This is a genomic window from Arthrobacter sp. B3I4 (genome assembly GCF_030816855.1).
Taxonomy (GTDB): Bacteria; Actinomycetota; Actinomycetes; order Actinomycetales; family Micrococcaceae; genus Arthrobacter.
The window spans coordinates 1,566,756-1,581,579 of record NZ_JAUSYK010000001.1 but is presented as its reverse complement, the minus strand read 5'-3'; the positions used below and the strand labels follow the sequence as shown (position 1 = coordinate 1,581,579).

The following is a 14,824-nucleotide window of genomic DNA, read 5'->3' as shown; positions in this document are numbered from 1 at the left end:
TCCACCATGGCACTAAACTTTGACCGCCGAAACTTCCTTGGCCTCGCCGGCGCCAGCGCCGGGGCAGCCGCCCTGGCGGCCTGCGGCGGCCCGTCCACCGGAGGCAGCAACGCCGCCGCTTCCGCCTCGGCCGACACCGACTTCAGCAGTGTGAAGCCTGCCGCGTCCTTCGACTTCTGGAGCAACCACCCGGGCAAGTCGCAGGACGCTGAGAAGGCGATCATCGAAAAGTTCCAGGCGAAGTTTCCGGAGATCAAGGTCAACCTGATCACTGCCGGCGCCAACTACGAAGAGATCGCGCAGAAGTTCCAGACCTCCCAGGCGGCGAAGTCCGCCCTGCCCGGGCTCGTGGTGCTCTCCGATGTCTGGTGGTTCCGGTACTTCACCAACGGCAACATCATCCCGCTCGACGGTCTGATCAAGCAGCTGGACATCAAGGTGGACGACTTCCAGAAGTCCCTCGTCGCGGACTACAAGTACGCGGACAAGCAGTGGGCGCTCCCCTACGGGCGCTCCACCCCGCTGTTCTACTACAACAAGGACCACTTCAAGGCTGCCGGCCTGCCGGACCGGGCGCCGAAGACCTGGCAGGAATTTGCTGAGTGGGCCCCGAAGCTCAAGGCCGCCTCGGGCTCGCAGTACGCCTATATCTACCCGGCGCTGGCGGGCTACGCCGGGTGGACGCTGCAGAACATGCTCTGGGGATGGGGCGGCAGCTGGTCCAACGACTGGAACATCAACTGTGACTCGGCCGAGTCCGTGGCGGCCCTCCAGTGGGCCCAGGATTCGATCTACAAGGACAAGTGGGCGGGCGTCTCCTCCAAGGAGGCCGCTGACGACTTCTCCGCGGGCATCACCTCCACCACCATCGCCTCCACCGGTTCGCTGCTGGGCGTGCTGCAGTCCGCCAAGTTCAACGTCGGCGTCGGTTTCCTGCCGGGTGGCCCGAAGAACGAGACCGGCGTCTGCCCCACCGGCGGCGCCGGCCTCGGCATTCCCAGCGGCGTCAGCAAGGAAGTCCAGCTCGCGGCCGCAACGTTCCTGAAGTTCATGACCGAGCCTGAGAGCACCGCGACGTTCGCGGCGGCGACCGGTTACATGCCCACGCGCACCTCTGCGGATATGACCGCTGTGCTGGCCAAGACGCCGCAGATCAAGACGGCCATGGACCAGCTTGCGGTCACCCGGGTGCAGGACAACGCCCGGGTGTTCCTGCCGGGCGCGGACCAGGAGATGGCCAAGTCGGCCGCTAAGATCCTCACCCAGCAGGGCGACGTCAAGGCCACCATGACCGAGCTCAAGGGCACCCTTGAAGGCATCTACACCAAGGACGTGAAGCCGAAGCTGAAGAGCTGACGGTCCCCGGCGACACGCAAAATCCCTGGCGCTACCGGTATTCCGGTAGCGCCAGGGATTCTTTGCGTCGCGGGGGAAATTCGCGGCGGGTCGCTGGCGGCGTCTTAGGGAATCGGGACCGGCACGACGCCGAGGGGCGCCAGCTTAGCGGCTCCCCCGTCAACGGCGGAAAGCACCCAGATGCCCTTTTCGTGCACCGCCACCGAGTGCTCCCACTGGCAGGAACGCTTGCCGTCGGTGGTGACGACCGTCCAGTCGTCCGCCAGCACGGCGGTGTCGATGCTGCCGCGGACCAGCATGGGTTCGATGGCCAGGCACAGCCCGGGGCGGATCTTCGGCCCGCGGTGGCTGGTGCGGTAGTTCAGCACGTCGGGCGCCATGTGCATCTCGGAGCCGATCCCGTGGCCCACGTAGTCCTCCAGGATGCCCAGCGGTTTACCGGGGACGGAGGAAACGTAGTCGTCCACCGCGTTGCCGATGTCGCCGACGAATTTCCCGGTCGCCAGTGCCGCGATTCCGTGCCACATCGCCGCCTCGGTGACGTCGGAGAGCCGCTGATCCTCGGGGTCGGCCGTGCCCACGATGACGGTCCGCGCCGAATCGGAGTGCCAGCCGTCCACGATCGCACCGCCGTCGATCGAGATGATGTCCCCGTCCTGCAGGACGCGGTCTCCCGGGATGCCGTGCACTACTTCCTCGTTCACCGAGGTGCAGACCGTGGCGGGGAAGCCGTGGTAGCCCAAAAAGTTGGACTTGGCTCCTGCCTCCTCCAGAACGCCGGCAAAGACGGCGTCGAGGTCGCGGGTGGTTGCGCCGGGAACCGCCGCCGCAACGGCGGCATCCAGGGCGCGGCTGAGGACCAGCCCGGCTTCATGCATGGTCCGCATCTGGGCGTTGGTCTTGTATTCAATGCGGGTCTGGCCGAATGCCATCCTCAGCGTCCTTTCGTGGTGCCGCGAAGCCCTGCCGGGCCGGCGGACAAATGCCTGAGGCTCCTCCCGGCTAAAGCGGAAGGAGCCTCAATGGTTGGTGGCCTTGATCAGGCTGACTGCGCAGCCTTGATGGCCCGCATGACGCGGTCGGTGACCTCGTCGATGCCGCCGATACCGTCAACCTGGGTCAGGATGCCGCGCTCGGCATACTTCGCCACGACAGCCTCGGTCTGGCCGTGGTAGAGATCCAGCCGGTGGCGTATGACGGCTTCATTGTCATCGCTGCGGCCGGTTTCCTTTGCACGGCCCAGCAGGCGCTTGACGAGTTCTTCGTCGTCGGCCGTGAGCTGCAGGACGACGTCGAGCTTCTGCTCGCCGTCGGCGAGGATCTGGTCGAGGTAGTCCACCTGCGCCGTGGTCCGCGGGTAGCCGTCGAGCAGGAAGCCCGGTTCGACGTCGGCCTCCGTGAGGCGGTCCCGGACCATCTTGTTGGTGACGCTGTCCGGCACGAAATCCCCGGCATCCATGTACTTCTTGGCTTCGATGCCGAGCGGCGTCTCACCCTTGACGTTGGCACGGAAGATGTCGCCGGTCGAGATCGCAATGACGCCGAGGCGCTCCGAAATGCGTTCCGCCTGTGTCCCCTTGCCGGAACCGGGAGGTCCGATAATCAACATTCTCGTCATCGCAAAAGCCCTTCGTAGTGACGCTGCTGTAGTTGCGCGTCAATCTGCTTGACGGTCTCCAATCCGACGCCCACCATGATCAGGATCGAGGTGCCACCGAACGGGAAGTTCTGGTTGGCGTTGATCAGGACCAGGGCGATCAGCGGGATCAGGGCCACAAAGCCCAGGTAGATCGCGCCGGGCAAAGTGATCCGGGAAAGCACATACTGCAGGTAGTCCGCGGTCGGCTTGCCGGCACGGATGCCCGGAATGAAGCCGCCGTACTTCTTCATGTTGTCAGAAACTTCCTCAGGGTTGAAAGTGATCGCAACATAGAAGTAGGTGAAGAACACAATCATGGCGAAGTAGAGGGCCATGTAGATGGGGTGGTCACCACGGGTCAGGTTGTTGTTGATCCACTCGACCCAGGGCGCAACAGGTTCGCCGGGCTTGGGCTGGTTGAACTGGGAAATCAGGCCCGGCAGGTACAGCATCGAGGACGCGAAGATGACGGGCACGACGCCGGCCATGTTCACCTTGATGGGGATGTAGGTGCTGGTGCCGCCCACGGTGCGGCGGCCGATCATGCGCTTGGCGTACTGCACCGGGATTCGGCGCTGGGACTGCTCCACGAAAACCACCAAAGCCACGGTCAGCAGGCCGACCACCAGCACCATGAAGAACGTGCCCGGGCCCTGGGCCTTCCAGATCGCGCCGAGCGAGGTGGGGAAGCTGGCGGCGATGGAGGTGAAGATGAGCAGCGACATGCCGTTGCCCACACCCTTCTCGGTGACCAGCTCGCCCATCCACATGATCAGGCCGGTGCCGGCCGTCAGGGTGATGATGATCAGGATCGTCGTGATGATGCTCGAGTCAGGAATGATCGGGAGCTGGCAGTTGGGCAGCAGCTGGCCGGAACGTGCCAGCGACACCAGTGTCGTGGCGTTCAGGAGACCCAGGGCGATCGTGAGGTAACGGGTGTACTGGGTCAGCTTGGACTGGCCCGAGGCGCCCTCATCGTAGAGCTGCTGGAACCGCGGGATGACCACGCGGAGCAGCTGGACGATGATGCTGGACGTGATGTACGGCATGATCCCAAGCGCGAAGATTGAGACCTGCAGCAATGCACCGCCGCTGAACAGGTTGACGAGCTGGTAGATCCCGCCCGAGGTCTGACCGTTCTGCAAGCATTGCTGGACATTCTGGTAGTTCACACCAGGCGAGGGAATGAAGGCACCCAAGCGGAAGATAGTGATGATTCCCAGCGTGAACAACAACTTGCGTCGCAGATCAGGCGTGCGAAAGGCCCGGCCGAATGCGCTAAGCAAGCGTCCTCCTGAGTAATAAGTAAAGTCGTGTGAGATAGGTCAAATAAACCCAACAACCGAGTCTAACGGTTGGATGCGCCCTGCGAACAATCGGCGTGGCCCGAAAAATGGAAAAACTCCCGGCACCGGGGGCCGTAGCCCTCCGGTACCGGGAGTCTTAACAACGGGCGACTGCCCCGCCGCCTCGTTAGAGGGCGGTGGTGCTTCCGCCTGCTGCAGCAATCTTCTCTGCGGCGCTGGCCGAGAATGCGTGGACGGTGACGTCAACCTTGACGGTGATGTCGCCGGTGCCCAGCACCTTGACGGGCTGGTTCTTGCGAACGGCACCCTTTTCGACCAGGTTCTCCACGGTGACTGAGCCACCTTCCGGGAACAGCTCGTTGAGCTTGTCCAGGTTTACCACCTGGTACTCAACCCGGAACGGGTTCTTGAAGCCGCGCAGCTTCGGCAGACGCATGTGCAGCGGCAGCTGGCCGCCGGCAAAGCCAGCCTTGACCTGGTAGCGGGCTGCAGTACCCTTCGTGCCACGACCGGCGGTCTTACCCTTGGAGCCTTCACCACGACCAACACGGGTCTTGGCGGTCTTGGCACCCGGGGCGGGACGCAGGTGGTGAACCTTCAGTGCGTTCTGCTTCTCAGCAGCGGCGCCCTGTGCCTTCTCGGCGGTGTTCTTCTCTGCCATTTACTTCGCCTCCTCTACCTTTACCAGGTGCGGAACCGTGTTGAGCATTCCCACGGTCACGGCGTCGGCGGTGCGGACAACGGTGTGTCCGATCCGCTTCAGGCCGAGGGACCGAAGGGTGTCGCGCTGGTTCTGCTTGCCGCCAATGGCGGACTTGATCTGAGTGATCTCCAACTGAGCGTCGGAGGGGATCAGGTTCTTAGCCATAACTCAGACACCTGCCTTCTGGTTAAGGAGCGCCTTCACCATTGCCGGCGGAGCAACTTCGTCCAGCGGCAGGCCGCGGCGTGCTGCCACTGCTGCCGGCTCTTCGAGGCGCTTCAGCGCGTCAACAGTCGCGTGAACGATGTTGATGGCGTTGGAGGAACCGAGCGACTTGGAGAGGATGTCGTGGATGCCCACGCACTCCAGTACTGCACGGACCGGGCCACCGGCGATAACACCGGTACCGGCGGACGCCGGACGCAACATGACGACGCCTGCGGCGGCCTCACCCTGGACCCGGTGCGGGATGGTGTTGCCGATGCGGGGAACGCGGAAGAAGGACTTCTTAGCCTCTTCAACGCCCTTCGCGATGGCAGCGGGAACTTCCTTGGCCTTGCCGTAGCCGACGCCGACCATACCGTTGCCGTCACCGACGACGACGAGGGCGGTGAAGCTGAAGCGACGACCACCCTTGACGACCTTGGAAACACGGTTGATGGTTACGACGCGCTCTACGAACTGGCTCTTCTCGGCTTCGCGGCCACCGTCGCGGCCACCACGGCCACCACGGTCGCCACGGCCCTGGCCGCGGTCGCCACGCTCGCCACGACGGGCGCCACCACGGCGGTCGTCGGTGGTAGCGGGCGCAGCGGTCTCAGTTGCCGGAGCAGCTGCAGCTTCAGTCACCTGAATGTCCTTTTCGTTATTTTCGGTCACAGTGCCAGCCCACCTTCACGTGCGCCGTCGGCGACGGCGGCGATCCGGCCGTGGTACTTGTTACCACCGCGGTCGAAGACAACTGCTTCGATGCCCGCAGCCTTGGCACGCTCGGCGACGAGTTCACCGACGCGCTTGGCCTTGGCGGTCTTGTCACCGTCGAATGCACGAAGGTCGGCTTCCAGAGTGGAGGCGCTCGCTACGGTCAGGCCCTTGGTGTCATCGACAACCTGGACGAATACGTGGCGGGCGGAACGGTTGACGACCAGACGAGGACGTACAGCCGTACCGGAGATGCGCTTGCGGATACGAAGCTGGCGGCGGCTGCGCTGGGCAGCCTTGCTCTTGTTCGTACGCTTCTTGTTAATTGCGATGGCCATGGTTACTTACCAGCCTTTCCGACCTTGCGGCGGATGACTTCGCCGGCGTAGCGGATGCCCTTGCCCTTGTAGGGGTCCGGCTTCCGCAGCTTGCGAATGTTGGCAGCAACCTCGCCGACCTGCTGCTTGGAAATACCTGAAACAGAGAGCTTGGTCGGGGTCTCAACTGCAAAGGTGATGCCGTTCGGTGCCGAGACGCTAACCGGGTGGCTGTAGCCCAGAGCGAACTCCAGGTCAGAACCCTTGGCCTGGACGCGGTAACCGGTACCGACAATCTCAAGCTTCTTCTCGTAGCCTGCGGTAACGCCCTGGATCATGTTGGCGATCAGGGTGCGGGTCAGGCCGTGCAGCGAACGTGAGGCGCGCTCGTCGTTCGGGCGGGCGACAGTCAGGGTGTTGTCTTCCAGGGTGACCTCGATCGGGCTGGCCACAGTGTGGCTCAGCTCGCCTTTGGAACCCTTGACGCTGACGACAGAGCCGTCAACCTTGACCTCAACGCCGGCGGGAACGGTGATGGGGAGACGTCCAATACGTGACATTATTCTCTTCCTTTCCCGTTACCAGACGTAAGCGAGGACTTCGCCGCCCACGCCCTTCTTGCCGGCCTGCTTGTCAGTCAAGAGGCCGGAAGAGGTGGACAGGATTGCGATACCCAGGCCACCGAGCACGTGCGGCAGGTTGGTGGACTTTGCGTAAACGCGCAGTCCCGGCTTGGAAATACGACGAACACCAGCGATGGAACGCTCGCGGTTCGGACCGAACTTGAGCTCGAGGGTCAGCTTCTTGCCGACCTCCGCGTCTTCTTCCTTCCAGGAGGCGATGAAGCCCCTCTGCCTTCAGGATGTCGGCAACGCGTGCCTTGAGCTTGCTGTAAGGCATAGACACGGAATCGTGGTATGCCGAGTTTGCATTGCGCAGACGCGTGAGCATGTCTGCGACAGGATCTGTCATTGTCATGGTGGGCTCTTGCCCTTCCTCATAACGGTTTCCGCTCCGCTGGCTTCAAGCCAGCCGGCCGGACCTTTTACGTAGCTAGATTAGTCTTCGGTCTTGAACGGGAAGCCAAGCGCCTTGAGCAGCGCGCGGCCTTCGTCGTCGGTCTTGGCAGTGGTCACGACGGTGATGTCCATGCCGCGAACGCGGTCGATGGAATCCTGGTCGATCTCGTGGAACATAACCTGCTCGGTCAGACCGAAGGTGTAGTTGCCGTTGCCGTCGAACTGCTTGCCGCTGAGGCCCCGGAAGTCGCGGATACGCGGCAGAGCCAGCGTGACCAGACGGTCCAGGAATTCCCACATGCGGTCGCCACGCAGAGTTGCGTGCGCACCGATCGGCATGCCTTCGCGCAGCTTGAACTGTGCGATCGACTTGCGGGCCTTGGTCACCTGCGGCTTCTGGCCGGTGATCAGGGTCAGATCGCGGACAGCGCCGTCGATCAGCTTGGAGTCCTTGGCGGCATCTCCAACACCCATGTTCACAACGACCTTCACCAGACGGGGAACCTGATTGACGTTTTCGTACTTGAATTCCTCAACGAGCGAGCCCTTGATGGAATCCGCGTACTTGGTCTTCAGACGAGGAACGATCTTGCTTGCCGGAGTCTCGAGAGTCTCAGTCATTAGATGTCCTTCCCTGAGCTCTTGGCCACGCGGACACGCACTTCACGCTTCACGCCATCGCGCTCAACGGTCTCGGTGCGGAAACCGACGCGGGTGGGCTTCTTGGTGGAGGGGTCAACCAGGGCCACGTTGGAGATGTGGATTGAAGCCTCGACGACCTCGATGCCACCGGTCTTGGTGCCGCGCTGCGACTGACCGACCTTGGTGTGCTTGGTTACGCGGTTGATGCCTTCAACCAACACACGGTTGGTTTCCGGGAAGACGCGCAGAACCTTGCCCTGCTTGCCACGGTCGCCGCCGCGCTCAGCCTTGGCGCCAGTGATGACCTGAACGAGGTCACCCTTTTTGATCTTAGCCATGGACTAGAGCACCTCCGGAGCCAGAGAAACGATCTTCATGAACTTCTTGTCACGCAGTTCACGACCAACCGGTCCGAAGATACGGGTACCGCGGGGGTCACCGTCGTTCTTCAGGATCACAGCTGCGTTCTCGTCAAACTTGATGTAGGAACCATCCGCACGGCGGCGTTCCTTCTTGGTACGGACGATGACAGCCTTGACGACGTCGCCCTTCTTTACGTTGCCGCCCGGAATTGCATCCTTGACGGTGGCGACGATTACGTCGCCAATGCCTGCGTAGCGACGGCCAGATCCACCGAGAACGCGAATGGTAAGGATTTCCTTAGCACCCGTGTTGTCGGCGACCTTGAGTCGCGACTCCTGCTGAATCACTATTTACTCCTTGCGTCGCGCCGGTTCTCAGACCGAAAATCTTCCTACGGAATGAGCCTTGCGGAACGGTTGATCGGGGTGTCTCTTGACCTGCCTGGATTTTGCCAGACCAGGCCTAAACTCCCGTGCCAAAAACAGTTGCATCCCGGCGCGCTGGGCGCGAAGAGGCACTATGCCGTGGCACGATTGTTTACGAGGTTGACGATGACGCACGAACGGCGCCATACAAACTCAAAATCTTAGCACGTTTCCGGCACATCCCCATATCACAGCTTCCCTCCCCTCCCCCTCCCCCCGCAGTGCGCGAACGGACAGTTAGGGCCCCGAAGCGGCGCCGGCGCAGGGCGCCAAGTGTACGTTCGCGCGATGGGGGCCCAGCGCGGGGAGGCCAGGACTCAGAGAACGACGAAACCCCCGCTCCCAAGCGGGAACGGGGGTTTCGGTCAGCTTCCCCGAAGGGACGCTGCAGGTATTACTTGGCCTTCTCGAGGATCTCCACCAGACGCCACCGCTTGGTGGCGGAGAGCGGGCGGGTCTCGGCGAGGAGAACCAGGTCGCCGATGCCGGCGGAGTTCTCTTCGTCGTGAGCCTTGATCTTCGTGTTGCGGCGCATAACCTTGCCGTAGAGGGCGTGCTTCACGCGGTCTTCGACCTGGACAACGATGGTCTTTTCCATCTTGTCCGAGACGACGTAACCGCGCTTCGTCTTACGGTAACCGCGCTCGTCAGCCTGGGCGGCGGCGGAAACAGTTTCCGTCACGTTCTCGTCCTTTTCACTCACTTGGCGTCCTCCTCGGTTTCAACCGTCTCGGCCTTGTCGGCCTTCTTGGTTGCAGCCTTCTTGGACTTCTTTTCTTCCTTGGCTTCCACAACCGGTGCGGCAACCTCGGCACGAATGCCCAGCTCGCGCTCACGGAGAACGGTGTAGATGCGGGCGATGTCCTTCTTTACCGCGCGCAGGCGACCGTGGTTCTCCAGCTGGCCGGTGGCGGACTGGAAACGCAGGTTGAACAGCTCTTCCTTGGCCTTGCGGAGTTCTTCAACGAGACGCTCGTTGTCGAAACCGTCCAGCTGTGCGGATGCAAGTTCCTTGGATCCTACTGCCATTTCTACTCACCACCTTCGCGACGCACAATGCGTGCCTTCAACGGCAGCTTGTGGATTGCCAGGCGCAGGGCCTCGCGAGCTACCTCTTCACTGACACCGGAGAGTTCGAAGAGAACCCGGCCCGGCTTGACGTTTGAGACCCACCATTCCGGAGAACCCTTACCGGAACCCATGCGGGTTTCGGCCGGCTTCTTCGTCAGCGGACGGTCCGGGTAGATGTTGATCCAGACCTTGCCGCCACGCTTGATGTGGCGGGTCATCGCGATACGGGCCGACTCGATCTGACGGTTGGTGACGTAAGCCGGGCTCAGAGCCTGGATACCCCACTCACCGAACGAGACCTCGGTGCCGCCCGTGGCAGCGCCGGAACGACCCGGGTGGTGCTGCTTACGGTGCTTGACTCGACGTGGGATAAGCATTTAAGCCTGTCCTCCTTCTACTGCGGGTGCAGCTGCTTCGACAGCCGGAGCTTCGGCAGCAGGTGCTGCGTCGGCTGCCGGGCGGTCGTTACGACGACGGCGGTCACCACGGTCAGCGCCGCCGGGACGGCCCGGACGGTCGCTGGCACCACGGCCGCGGGAAGGAGCAGCAGCTGCCTGCTGAGCCAGTTCCTTGGCAGTGACGTCACCCTTGTAGATCCAGACCTTCACGCCGATGCGGCCGAAGGTGGTCTTGGCTTCGTAGAAGCCGTAGTCGATGTTCGCGCGGAGGGTGTGCAGCGGCACACGGCCTTCGCGGTAGAACTCCGAGCGGGACATTTCCGCGCCGCCCAGACGACCCGAGCAAGCGATCCGGATGCCCTTGGCACCGGCGCGCTGCGCGGACTGCATGGCCTTCTTCATCGCGCGGCGGAAGGCCACGCGGGAAGTCAGCTGTTCTGCGACGCCCTGGGCAACAAGCTGGGCTTCCATCTCGGGGTTCTTGACCTCGAGGATGTTCAGCTGGACCTGCTTGCCGGTGAGCTTTTCGAGCTCGCCGCGGATGCGGTCTGCTTCGGCGCCGCGGCGGCCGATAACGATGCCCGGACGTGCCGTGTGGATATCCACGCGGACACGGTCGCGGGTGCGCTCGATCTCAACCTTGGCGATACCGGCGCGCTCCATGCCCGTGGACATGAGCTGACGGATGCGGATGTCTTCGCGGACGAAGTCCTTGTACCGCTGGCCGGACTTGGTGCTGTCCGCGAACCAGTGCGATACGTGATCGGTGGTAATACCGAGTCGGAACCCGTGCGGGTTAACTTTCTGTCCCACTTAGCGAGCCTCCTCTTTCTCCGGGGTAGCGACTACCACGGTGATGTGGCTCGTGCGCTTCTTGATCTGAAATGCACGACCCTGGGCACGCGGCTGGAACCGCTTCATGGTCGGGCCTTCATCAACAAACGCTTCGCTGATGATGAGGTCACCTTCGTCAAACGCCACGCCGTCGCGGTCCGCGAGGACCCGGGCGTTGGAGATTGCCGATTGAACTACCTTGAATACCGGCTCAGAAGCTGCCTGCGGGGCAAACTTCAGAATTGCCAGAGCCTCGTTCGCTTGCTTACCACGAACAAGGTTGACGACGCGCCGGGCCTTCATAGGCGTTACGCGGATGTGGCGCGCAATTGCCTTGGCTTCCATTGCTTTCCTTCTCTCGTCTTTGACGTAAGTGCAGGCGCCTAGCGGCGCTTGCCCTTACGGTCGTCCTTGACATGGCCGCGGAATGTCCGCGTGGGAGCGAATTCGCCGAGCTTGTGCCCGACCATCGACTCAGTGACAAACACCGGGATGTGCTTGCGTCCGTCGTGCACGGCGATCGTGTGGCCGAGCATGTCGGGGACGATCATCGAACGGCGGGACCAGGTCTTGATGACGTTCTTGGTGCCCTTTTCGTTTTCCCTGGCTACCTTCACAAAGAGGTGCTGGTCAACGAAAGGACCTTTTTTCAGGCTGCGTGGCATGTGTCCAGGCTCCTATCGCTTGTTCTTGCCAGTACGACGGCGACGAACAATAAGCTTGTCGCTCTCTTTGTTGGGACGGCGGGTGCGGCCTTCGCGCTTACCGTTCGGGTTGACGGGGTGACGTCCACCGGACGTCTTACCCTCGCCACCACCGTGCGGGTGGTCGACCGGGTTCATGGCGACACCACGGACGGTCGGGCGAACGCCCTTCCACCGCATGCGGCCAGCCTTGCCCCAGTTGATGTTCGACTGCTCGGCGTTGCCGACCTCGCCGACGGTGGCGCGGCAGCGCACGTCAACGTTGCGGATTTCACCGGAAGGCAGACGCAGCTGGGCGAAGCGGCCTTCCTTGGCGACGAGCTGGATCGATGCGCCGGCGGAGCGGCCCATCTTGGCGCCGCCACCCGGACGCAGTTCAACTGCGTGGATTACGGTACCGACCGGGATGTTGCGCAGAGGCAGGTTGTTGCCGGGCTTGATGTCAGCGTCGGCACCTGCTTCCACGGTGTCACCCTGGGCCAGCTTGTTCGGGGCGATGATGTAACGCTTGGTGCCATCAACGTAGTGCAGGAGGGCGATGCGAGCCGTGCGGTTCGGATCGTACTCGATTTCGGCAACGCGGGCGTTGACGCCGTCCTTGTCGTGGCGACGGAAGTCGATCAGACGGTACTGGCGCTTGTGTCCACCACCTTTGTGACGGGTCGTGATCTTACCGGTGTTGTTACGGCCACCCTTTTTCGGGAGGGGACGTACCAACGACTTTTCCGGCGTCGACCGCGTGATTTCGGTGAAGTCCGCTACGCTCGAGCCGCGACGGCCCGGGGTAGTCGGCTTGTATTTACGGATTCCCATAATTTATTTCCTCGTTAAAGTGGTCTCCGCTACGAGAGCGGACCGCCGAAGATGTCGATAGTGCCTTCTTTGAGGCTCACAATCGCACGTTTGGTGTTCTTGCGGGTACCCCATCCGAATTTGGTGCGCTTGCGCTTACCGGCACGGTTGATGGTGTTGATCGATTCGACCTTGACGGAGAAAATCTTCTCCACGGCCAGCTTGATCTCGGACTTGTTCGAACGGGGGTCCACCAGGAAGGTGTACTTGCCTTCGTCGATCAGGCCATAGCTCTTTTCCGAGACGACAGGTGCAAGCACGACGTCGCGGGGGTCTTTGATGGTGGCTGCGCTCACTTGGCATCCTCCTCGTTCTTTGCAACCTTGTCAGCAACGAATGCTTCGTAGGCAGCCTTGGTGAAGACTACGTCGTCAGAAACGAGCACGTCGTAGGTGTTCAGCTGGTCTGCGTACAGAACGTGAACATCCTGGAGGTTGCGCACGGAGAGTGCAGCAACATCGTTGGCGCGGTCGATGACAACGAGCAGGTTCTTGCGCTCGGAGACGCCTCGCAGCGTAGCCAGTGCTTCACGGGAAGACGGCTTGGTGCCGGCGACCAGTTCAGCAACGACGTGGATGCGGCCGTTACGGGCGCGGTCAGAGAGAGCGCCACGCAGGGCAGCAGCAATCATCTTCTTGGGGGTGCGCTGGCTGTAGTCACGCGGCGTCGGGCCGTGGACAACGCCACCGCCGGTCATGTGAGGAGCACGGATGGAACCCTGACGGGCGCGGCCGGTGCCCTTCTGCTTGAACGGCTTGCGACCTGCACCGGAAACCTCGGCGCGGGTCTTGGTCTTGTGGGTACCCTGGCGAGCAGCAGCGAGCTGTGCAACGACGACCTGGTGCAGCAGCGGCACGTTGGTCTGTACGTCGAAGATCTCTGCAGGCAGGTCAACCTGGACAGTGCTAGTCATTGAACTAGGCTCCCTTCACGGCGGTGCGTACGAGTACGACCTGGCCGCGGGCGCCGGGGACGGCGCCCTTGATCAGGAGCAGCGACTTCTCGACGTCAACCGCGTGGACCGTGAGGTTCAGCGTGGTGTGACGAACGGCGCCCATGCGGCCGGCCATTTTCATGCCCTTGAAGACGCGGCTCGGGGTGGATGCGCCACCGATAGAACCGGGCTTACGGTGGTTCTTGTGGGCACCGTGGGAAGCTCCAACGCCGTGGAAGCCGTGACGCTTCATAACACCGGCGAAGCCCTTACCCTTGGTGGTGCCAACGACGTCGATCTTCTGGCCGGCTTCGAAGAGCTCTACGGAGAGCTCCTGGCCCAGCTCGTAAGAGTCAGCATCTGCAGTGCGCAGTTCTACGACGTGGCGGCGAGGCGTGACGCCTGCCTTTTCAAAGTGACCAGCCAGCGGCTTGGTGACCTTGCGGGGATCGATCTGGCCGTAGCCGATCTGAACGGCGACGTAGCCATCAGCCTCTGCATTGCGCAGCTGGGTGATGACGTTCGAGTCAGCCTGGACCACAGTGACGGGGATGAGCTTGTTGTTCTCGTCCCAGACCTGGGTCATGCCGAGCTTCGTGCCCAGCAGGCCCTTTACGTTACGGGTTGCGGTCATAGTCTCTCAGCACCTCCCTAAAGCTTGATTTCGATGTTCACGTCGGCCGGCAGGTCGAGACGCATGAGCGAATCAACGGCCTTGGGCGTGGGATCGATGATGTCGATAAGACGCTTGTGCGTGCGCATTTCAAAGTGCTCGCGGCTGTCCTTGTACTTGTGCGGAGAGCGGATTACGCAGTAAACGTTCTTCTCCGTCGGCAGCGGCACGGGGCCAACTACAGTTGCGCCTGCGCGCGTGACCGTCTCAACGATCTTCCGTGCTGAAACGTCAATGACCTCGTGGTCGTATGACTTCAGCCGGATGCGGATTTTTTGTCCCGCCATGTCGCCTGACTCTCTTTCAGTCTGTGCTTCCCCTGATTGGGGCTGCCCTGTTCACTTACCTGTTGTGCGGCTGCCGAAGCATTTGAAGTCGTAACTACCACCCGCCGCACAAGCTGAATCCGGATGAATCCGGGTTCCTCAACCTGCCGGCGTAACCGACCCCCGCGGTCGGGCGTGTCGCGCTTTTCACGCGTACTCGTCCGCAGTTCCGTGGGGAGTGGGTTATGTTTGGGCTCTGACTTGGACCCTGGCACCCGGCATTATCCGGATCGGGACGCGAAAGAGCGCTTGAACAACTCATCTAGTATGCCGGAAATAACCGGCAGAAGCGAATCGGCCCCCGGGCCGGCGCCCCGGCCCTCTCGCCGGTCGGTCATTG

At 62.2% G+C, this 14,824-nt stretch carries 23 protein-coding genes and 1 pseudogene; 1 reads left to right on the top strand and 23 read right to left on the bottom strand.

Annotated elements, in window-relative coordinates; genetic code table 11:
* Positions 1 to 6: 6 nt before the first annotated feature.
* The gene (locus QFZ61_RS07485; RefSeq protein WP_307034747.1) at positions 7 to 1,356 is read left to right on the top strand and encodes an ABC transporter substrate-binding protein; all 1,350 of its coding nucleotides are present in this window, start codon (positions 7 to 9) and stop codon (positions 1,354 to 1,356) included.
* 104 nt (positions 1,357 to 1,460) lie between these two features.
* Here QFZ61_RS07485 and map read toward each other — a convergent pair whose 3' ends face one another.
* From map to rpsJ, 23 genes and pseudogenes are all read right to left on the bottom strand, one after another.
* Entirely contained in the window at positions 1,461 to 2,288 is an 828-nt protein-coding gene (gene map / locus QFZ61_RS07480) for a type I methionyl aminopeptidase (RefSeq protein ID WP_307034745.1), read from the bottom strand.
* A gap of 107 nt (positions 2,289 to 2,395) precedes the next feature.
* Positions 2,396 to 2,965: an adenylate kinase gene (locus tag QFZ61_RS07475; protein ID WP_307038049.1), complete on the bottom strand. Its 570-nt coding sequence runs from the start codon at positions 2,963 to 2,965 to the stop codon at positions 2,396 to 2,398.
* 5 nt (positions 2,966 to 2,970) lie between these two features.
* Positions 2,971 to 4,281, bottom strand: a complete 1,311-nt coding sequence (secY, locus tag QFZ61_RS07470; RefSeq protein WP_307034743.1) for a preprotein translocase subunit SecY — start codon at positions 4,279 to 4,281, stop codon at positions 2,971 to 2,973.
* 187 nt (positions 4,282 to 4,468) lie between these two features.
* Entirely contained in the window at positions 4,469 to 4,963 is a 495-nt protein-coding gene (gene rplO, locus QFZ61_RS07465) for a 50S ribosomal protein L15 (RefSeq protein WP_307034741.1), read from the bottom strand.
* Entirely contained in the window at positions 4,964 to 5,170 is a 207-nt protein-coding gene (gene rpmD / locus QFZ61_RS07460; RefSeq protein ID WP_056626615.1) for a 50S ribosomal protein L30, read from the bottom strand.
* 3 nt (positions 5,171 to 5,173) lie between these two features.
* Positions 5,174 to 5,854, bottom strand: a complete 681-nt coding sequence (rpsE, locus tag QFZ61_RS07455) for a 30S ribosomal protein S5 (protein ID WP_307034739.1) — start codon at positions 5,852 to 5,854, stop codon at positions 5,174 to 5,176.
* Positions 5,855 to 5,880: 26 nt separating this feature from the next.
* Positions 5,881 to 6,264, bottom strand: a complete 384-nt coding sequence (gene rplR, locus QFZ61_RS07450; protein ID WP_306908998.1) for a 50S ribosomal protein L18 — start codon at positions 6,262 to 6,264, stop codon at positions 5,881 to 5,883.
* A 2-nt stretch (positions 6,265 to 6,266) separates the two neighbouring features.
* Positions 6,267 to 6,803, bottom strand: a complete 537-nt coding sequence (gene rplF, locus QFZ61_RS07445; protein ID WP_307034737.1) for a 50S ribosomal protein L6 — start codon at positions 6,801 to 6,803, stop codon at positions 6,267 to 6,269.
* An 18-nt stretch (positions 6,804 to 6,821) separates the two neighbouring features.
* Positions 6,822 to 7,221, bottom strand: a pseudogene (gene rpsH, locus QFZ61_RS07440) (30S ribosomal protein S8).
* 80 nt (positions 7,222 to 7,301) lie between these two features.
* On the bottom strand, positions 7,302 to 7,883 hold the full coding sequence (gene rplE, locus QFZ61_RS07435) for a 50S ribosomal protein L5 (RefSeq protein ID WP_307034735.1): 582 nt from the start codon (positions 7,881 to 7,883) through the stop codon (positions 7,302 to 7,304).
* Positions 7,883 to 8,242, bottom strand: coding sequence for a 50S ribosomal protein L24 (gene rplX, locus QFZ61_RS07430; RefSeq protein WP_066436866.1), 360 nt, complete (start codon positions 8,240 to 8,242; stop codon positions 7,883 to 7,885). Before rplX ends, rplE begins: the two co-directional genes overlap by 1 nt.
* A 3-nt stretch (positions 8,243 to 8,245) precedes the next feature.
* Positions 8,246 to 8,614 (bottom strand): 50S ribosomal protein L14, encoded by a 369-nt coding sequence (gene rplN / locus QFZ61_RS07425; RefSeq protein WP_003803789.1) that lies wholly within the window; start codon positions 8,612 to 8,614, stop codon positions 8,246 to 8,248.
* A gap of 472 nt (positions 8,615 to 9,086) precedes the next feature.
* Complete coding sequence (gene rpsQ, locus QFZ61_RS07420) at positions 9,087 to 9,395, bottom strand: 30S ribosomal protein S17 (RefSeq protein WP_307034733.1); 309 nt, start codon at positions 9,393 to 9,395, stop codon at positions 9,087 to 9,089.
* Entirely contained in the window at positions 9,392 to 9,721 is a 330-nt protein-coding gene (gene rpmC, locus QFZ61_RS07415; RefSeq protein ID WP_011692802.1) for a 50S ribosomal protein L29, read from the bottom strand. The genes rpsQ and rpmC overlap by 4 nt, the downstream gene beginning before the upstream one ends.
* A 2-nt stretch (positions 9,722 to 9,723) precedes the next feature.
* Positions 9,724 to 10,140: a 50S ribosomal protein L16 gene (rplP, locus tag QFZ61_RS07410; RefSeq protein ID WP_138768571.1), complete on the bottom strand. Its 417-nt coding sequence runs from the start codon at positions 10,138 to 10,140 to the stop codon at positions 9,724 to 9,726.
* Positions 10,141 to 10,974 (bottom strand): 30S ribosomal protein S3, encoded by an 834-nt coding sequence (rpsC, locus tag QFZ61_RS07405; RefSeq protein ID WP_307034729.1) that lies wholly within the window; start codon positions 10,972 to 10,974, stop codon positions 10,141 to 10,143.
* The gene (rplV, locus tag QFZ61_RS07400) at positions 10,975 to 11,340 is read right to left on the bottom strand and encodes a 50S ribosomal protein L22 (RefSeq protein ID WP_003803798.1); all 366 of its coding nucleotides are present in this window, start codon (positions 11,338 to 11,340) and stop codon (positions 10,975 to 10,977) included.
* Positions 11,341 to 11,378: 38 nt separating this feature from the next.
* On the bottom strand, positions 11,379 to 11,660 hold the full coding sequence (gene rpsS / locus QFZ61_RS07395; protein ID WP_018773666.1) for a 30S ribosomal protein S19: 282 nt from the start codon (positions 11,658 to 11,660) through the stop codon (positions 11,379 to 11,381).
* A 12-nt stretch (positions 11,661 to 11,672) separates the two neighbouring features.
* Positions 11,673 to 12,512, bottom strand: coding sequence for a 50S ribosomal protein L2 (gene rplB / locus QFZ61_RS07390; RefSeq protein ID WP_024366131.1), 840 nt, complete (start codon positions 12,510 to 12,512; stop codon positions 11,673 to 11,675).
* 29 nt (positions 12,513 to 12,541) lie between these two features.
* Complete coding sequence (gene rplW / locus QFZ61_RS07385; RefSeq protein WP_307034726.1) at positions 12,542 to 12,847, bottom strand: 50S ribosomal protein L23; 306 nt, start codon at positions 12,845 to 12,847, stop codon at positions 12,542 to 12,544.
* Positions 12,844 to 13,464 (bottom strand): 50S ribosomal protein L4, encoded by a 621-nt coding sequence (gene rplD, locus QFZ61_RS07380; protein ID WP_307034724.1) that lies wholly within the window; start codon positions 13,462 to 13,464, stop codon positions 12,844 to 12,846. Before rplD ends, rplW begins: the two co-directional genes overlap by 4 nt.
* A gap of 4 nt (positions 13,465 to 13,468) precedes the next feature.
* Positions 13,469 to 14,119 (bottom strand): 50S ribosomal protein L3, encoded by a 651-nt coding sequence (gene rplC, locus QFZ61_RS07375; protein ID WP_307034722.1) that lies wholly within the window; start codon positions 14,117 to 14,119, stop codon positions 13,469 to 13,471.
* Between the two features lie 17 nt (positions 14,120 to 14,136).
* Positions 14,137 to 14,445: a 30S ribosomal protein S10 gene (gene rpsJ / locus QFZ61_RS07370; RefSeq protein WP_003803825.1), complete on the bottom strand. Its 309-nt coding sequence runs from the start codon at positions 14,443 to 14,445 to the stop codon at positions 14,137 to 14,139.
* Positions 14,446 to 14,824: the final 379 nt, after the last annotated feature.

Bases quoted from the DNA above. Each gene is read 5' to 3' on its own strand.
- QFZ61_RS07475 (WP_307038049.1), bottom strand. From the start codon at position 2,965: ATGTTGATTATCGGACCTCCCGGTTCCGGCAAGGGGACACAGGCGGAA.
- rplP (WP_138768571.1), bottom strand. From the start codon at position 10,140: ATGCTTATCCCACGTCGAGTCAAGCACCGTAAGCAGCACCACCCGGGT.
- map (WP_307034745.1), bottom strand. From the start codon at position 2,288: ATGGCATTCGGCCAGACCCGCATTGAATACAAGACCAACGCCCAGATG.
- rplD (WP_307034724.1), bottom strand. From the start codon at position 13,464: ATGACTAGCACTGTCCAGGTTGACCTGCCTGCAGAGATCTTCGACGTA.
- rplC (WP_307034722.1), bottom strand. From the start codon at position 14,119: ATGACCGCAACCCGTAACGTAAAGGGCCTGCTGGGCACGAAGCTCGGC.
- rplF (WP_307034737.1), bottom strand. From the start codon at position 6,803: ATGTCACGTATTGGACGTCTCCCCATCACCGTTCCCGCCGGCGTTGAG.
- rpsS (WP_018773666.1), bottom strand. From the start codon at position 11,660: ATGCCACGCAGCCTGAAAAAAGGTCCTTTCGTTGACCAGCACCTCTTT.
- rplX (WP_066436866.1), bottom strand. From the start codon at position 8,242: ATGGCTAAGATCAAAAAGGGTGACCTCGTTCAGGTCATCACTGGCGCC.
- rpsJ (WP_003803825.1), bottom strand. From the start codon at position 14,445: ATGGCGGGACAAAAAATCCGCATCCGGCTGAAGTCATACGACCACGAG.
- rplB (WP_024366131.1), bottom strand. From the start codon at position 12,512: ATGGGAATCCGTAAATACAAGCCGACTACCCCGGGCCGTCGCGGCTCG.
- rplR (WP_306908998.1), bottom strand. From the start codon at position 6,264: ATGGCCATCGCAATTAACAAGAAGCGTACGAACAAGAGCAAGGCTGCC.
- rpmD (WP_056626615.1), bottom strand. From the start codon at position 5,170: ATGGCTAAGAACCTGATCCCCTCCGACGCTCAGTTGGAGATCACTCAG.
- rpmC (WP_011692802.1), bottom strand. From the start codon at position 9,721: ATGGCAGTAGGATCCAAGGAACTTGCATCCGCACAGCTGGACGGTTTC.
- rplO (WP_307034741.1), bottom strand. From the start codon at position 4,963: ATGGCAGAGAAGAACACCGCCGAGAAGGCACAGGGCGCCGCTGCTGAG.
- rplE (WP_307034735.1), bottom strand. From the start codon at position 7,883: ATGACTGAGACTCTCGAGACTCCGGCAAGCAAGATCGTTCCTCGTCTG.
- QFZ61_RS07485 (WP_307034747.1), top strand. From the start codon at position 7: ATGGCACTAAACTTTGACCGCCGAAACTTCCTTGGCCTCGCCGGCGCC.
- rplV (WP_003803798.1), bottom strand. From the start codon at position 11,340: ATGGAAGCCAAGGCAATTGCGCGCCACATCCGCGTAACGCCTATGAAG.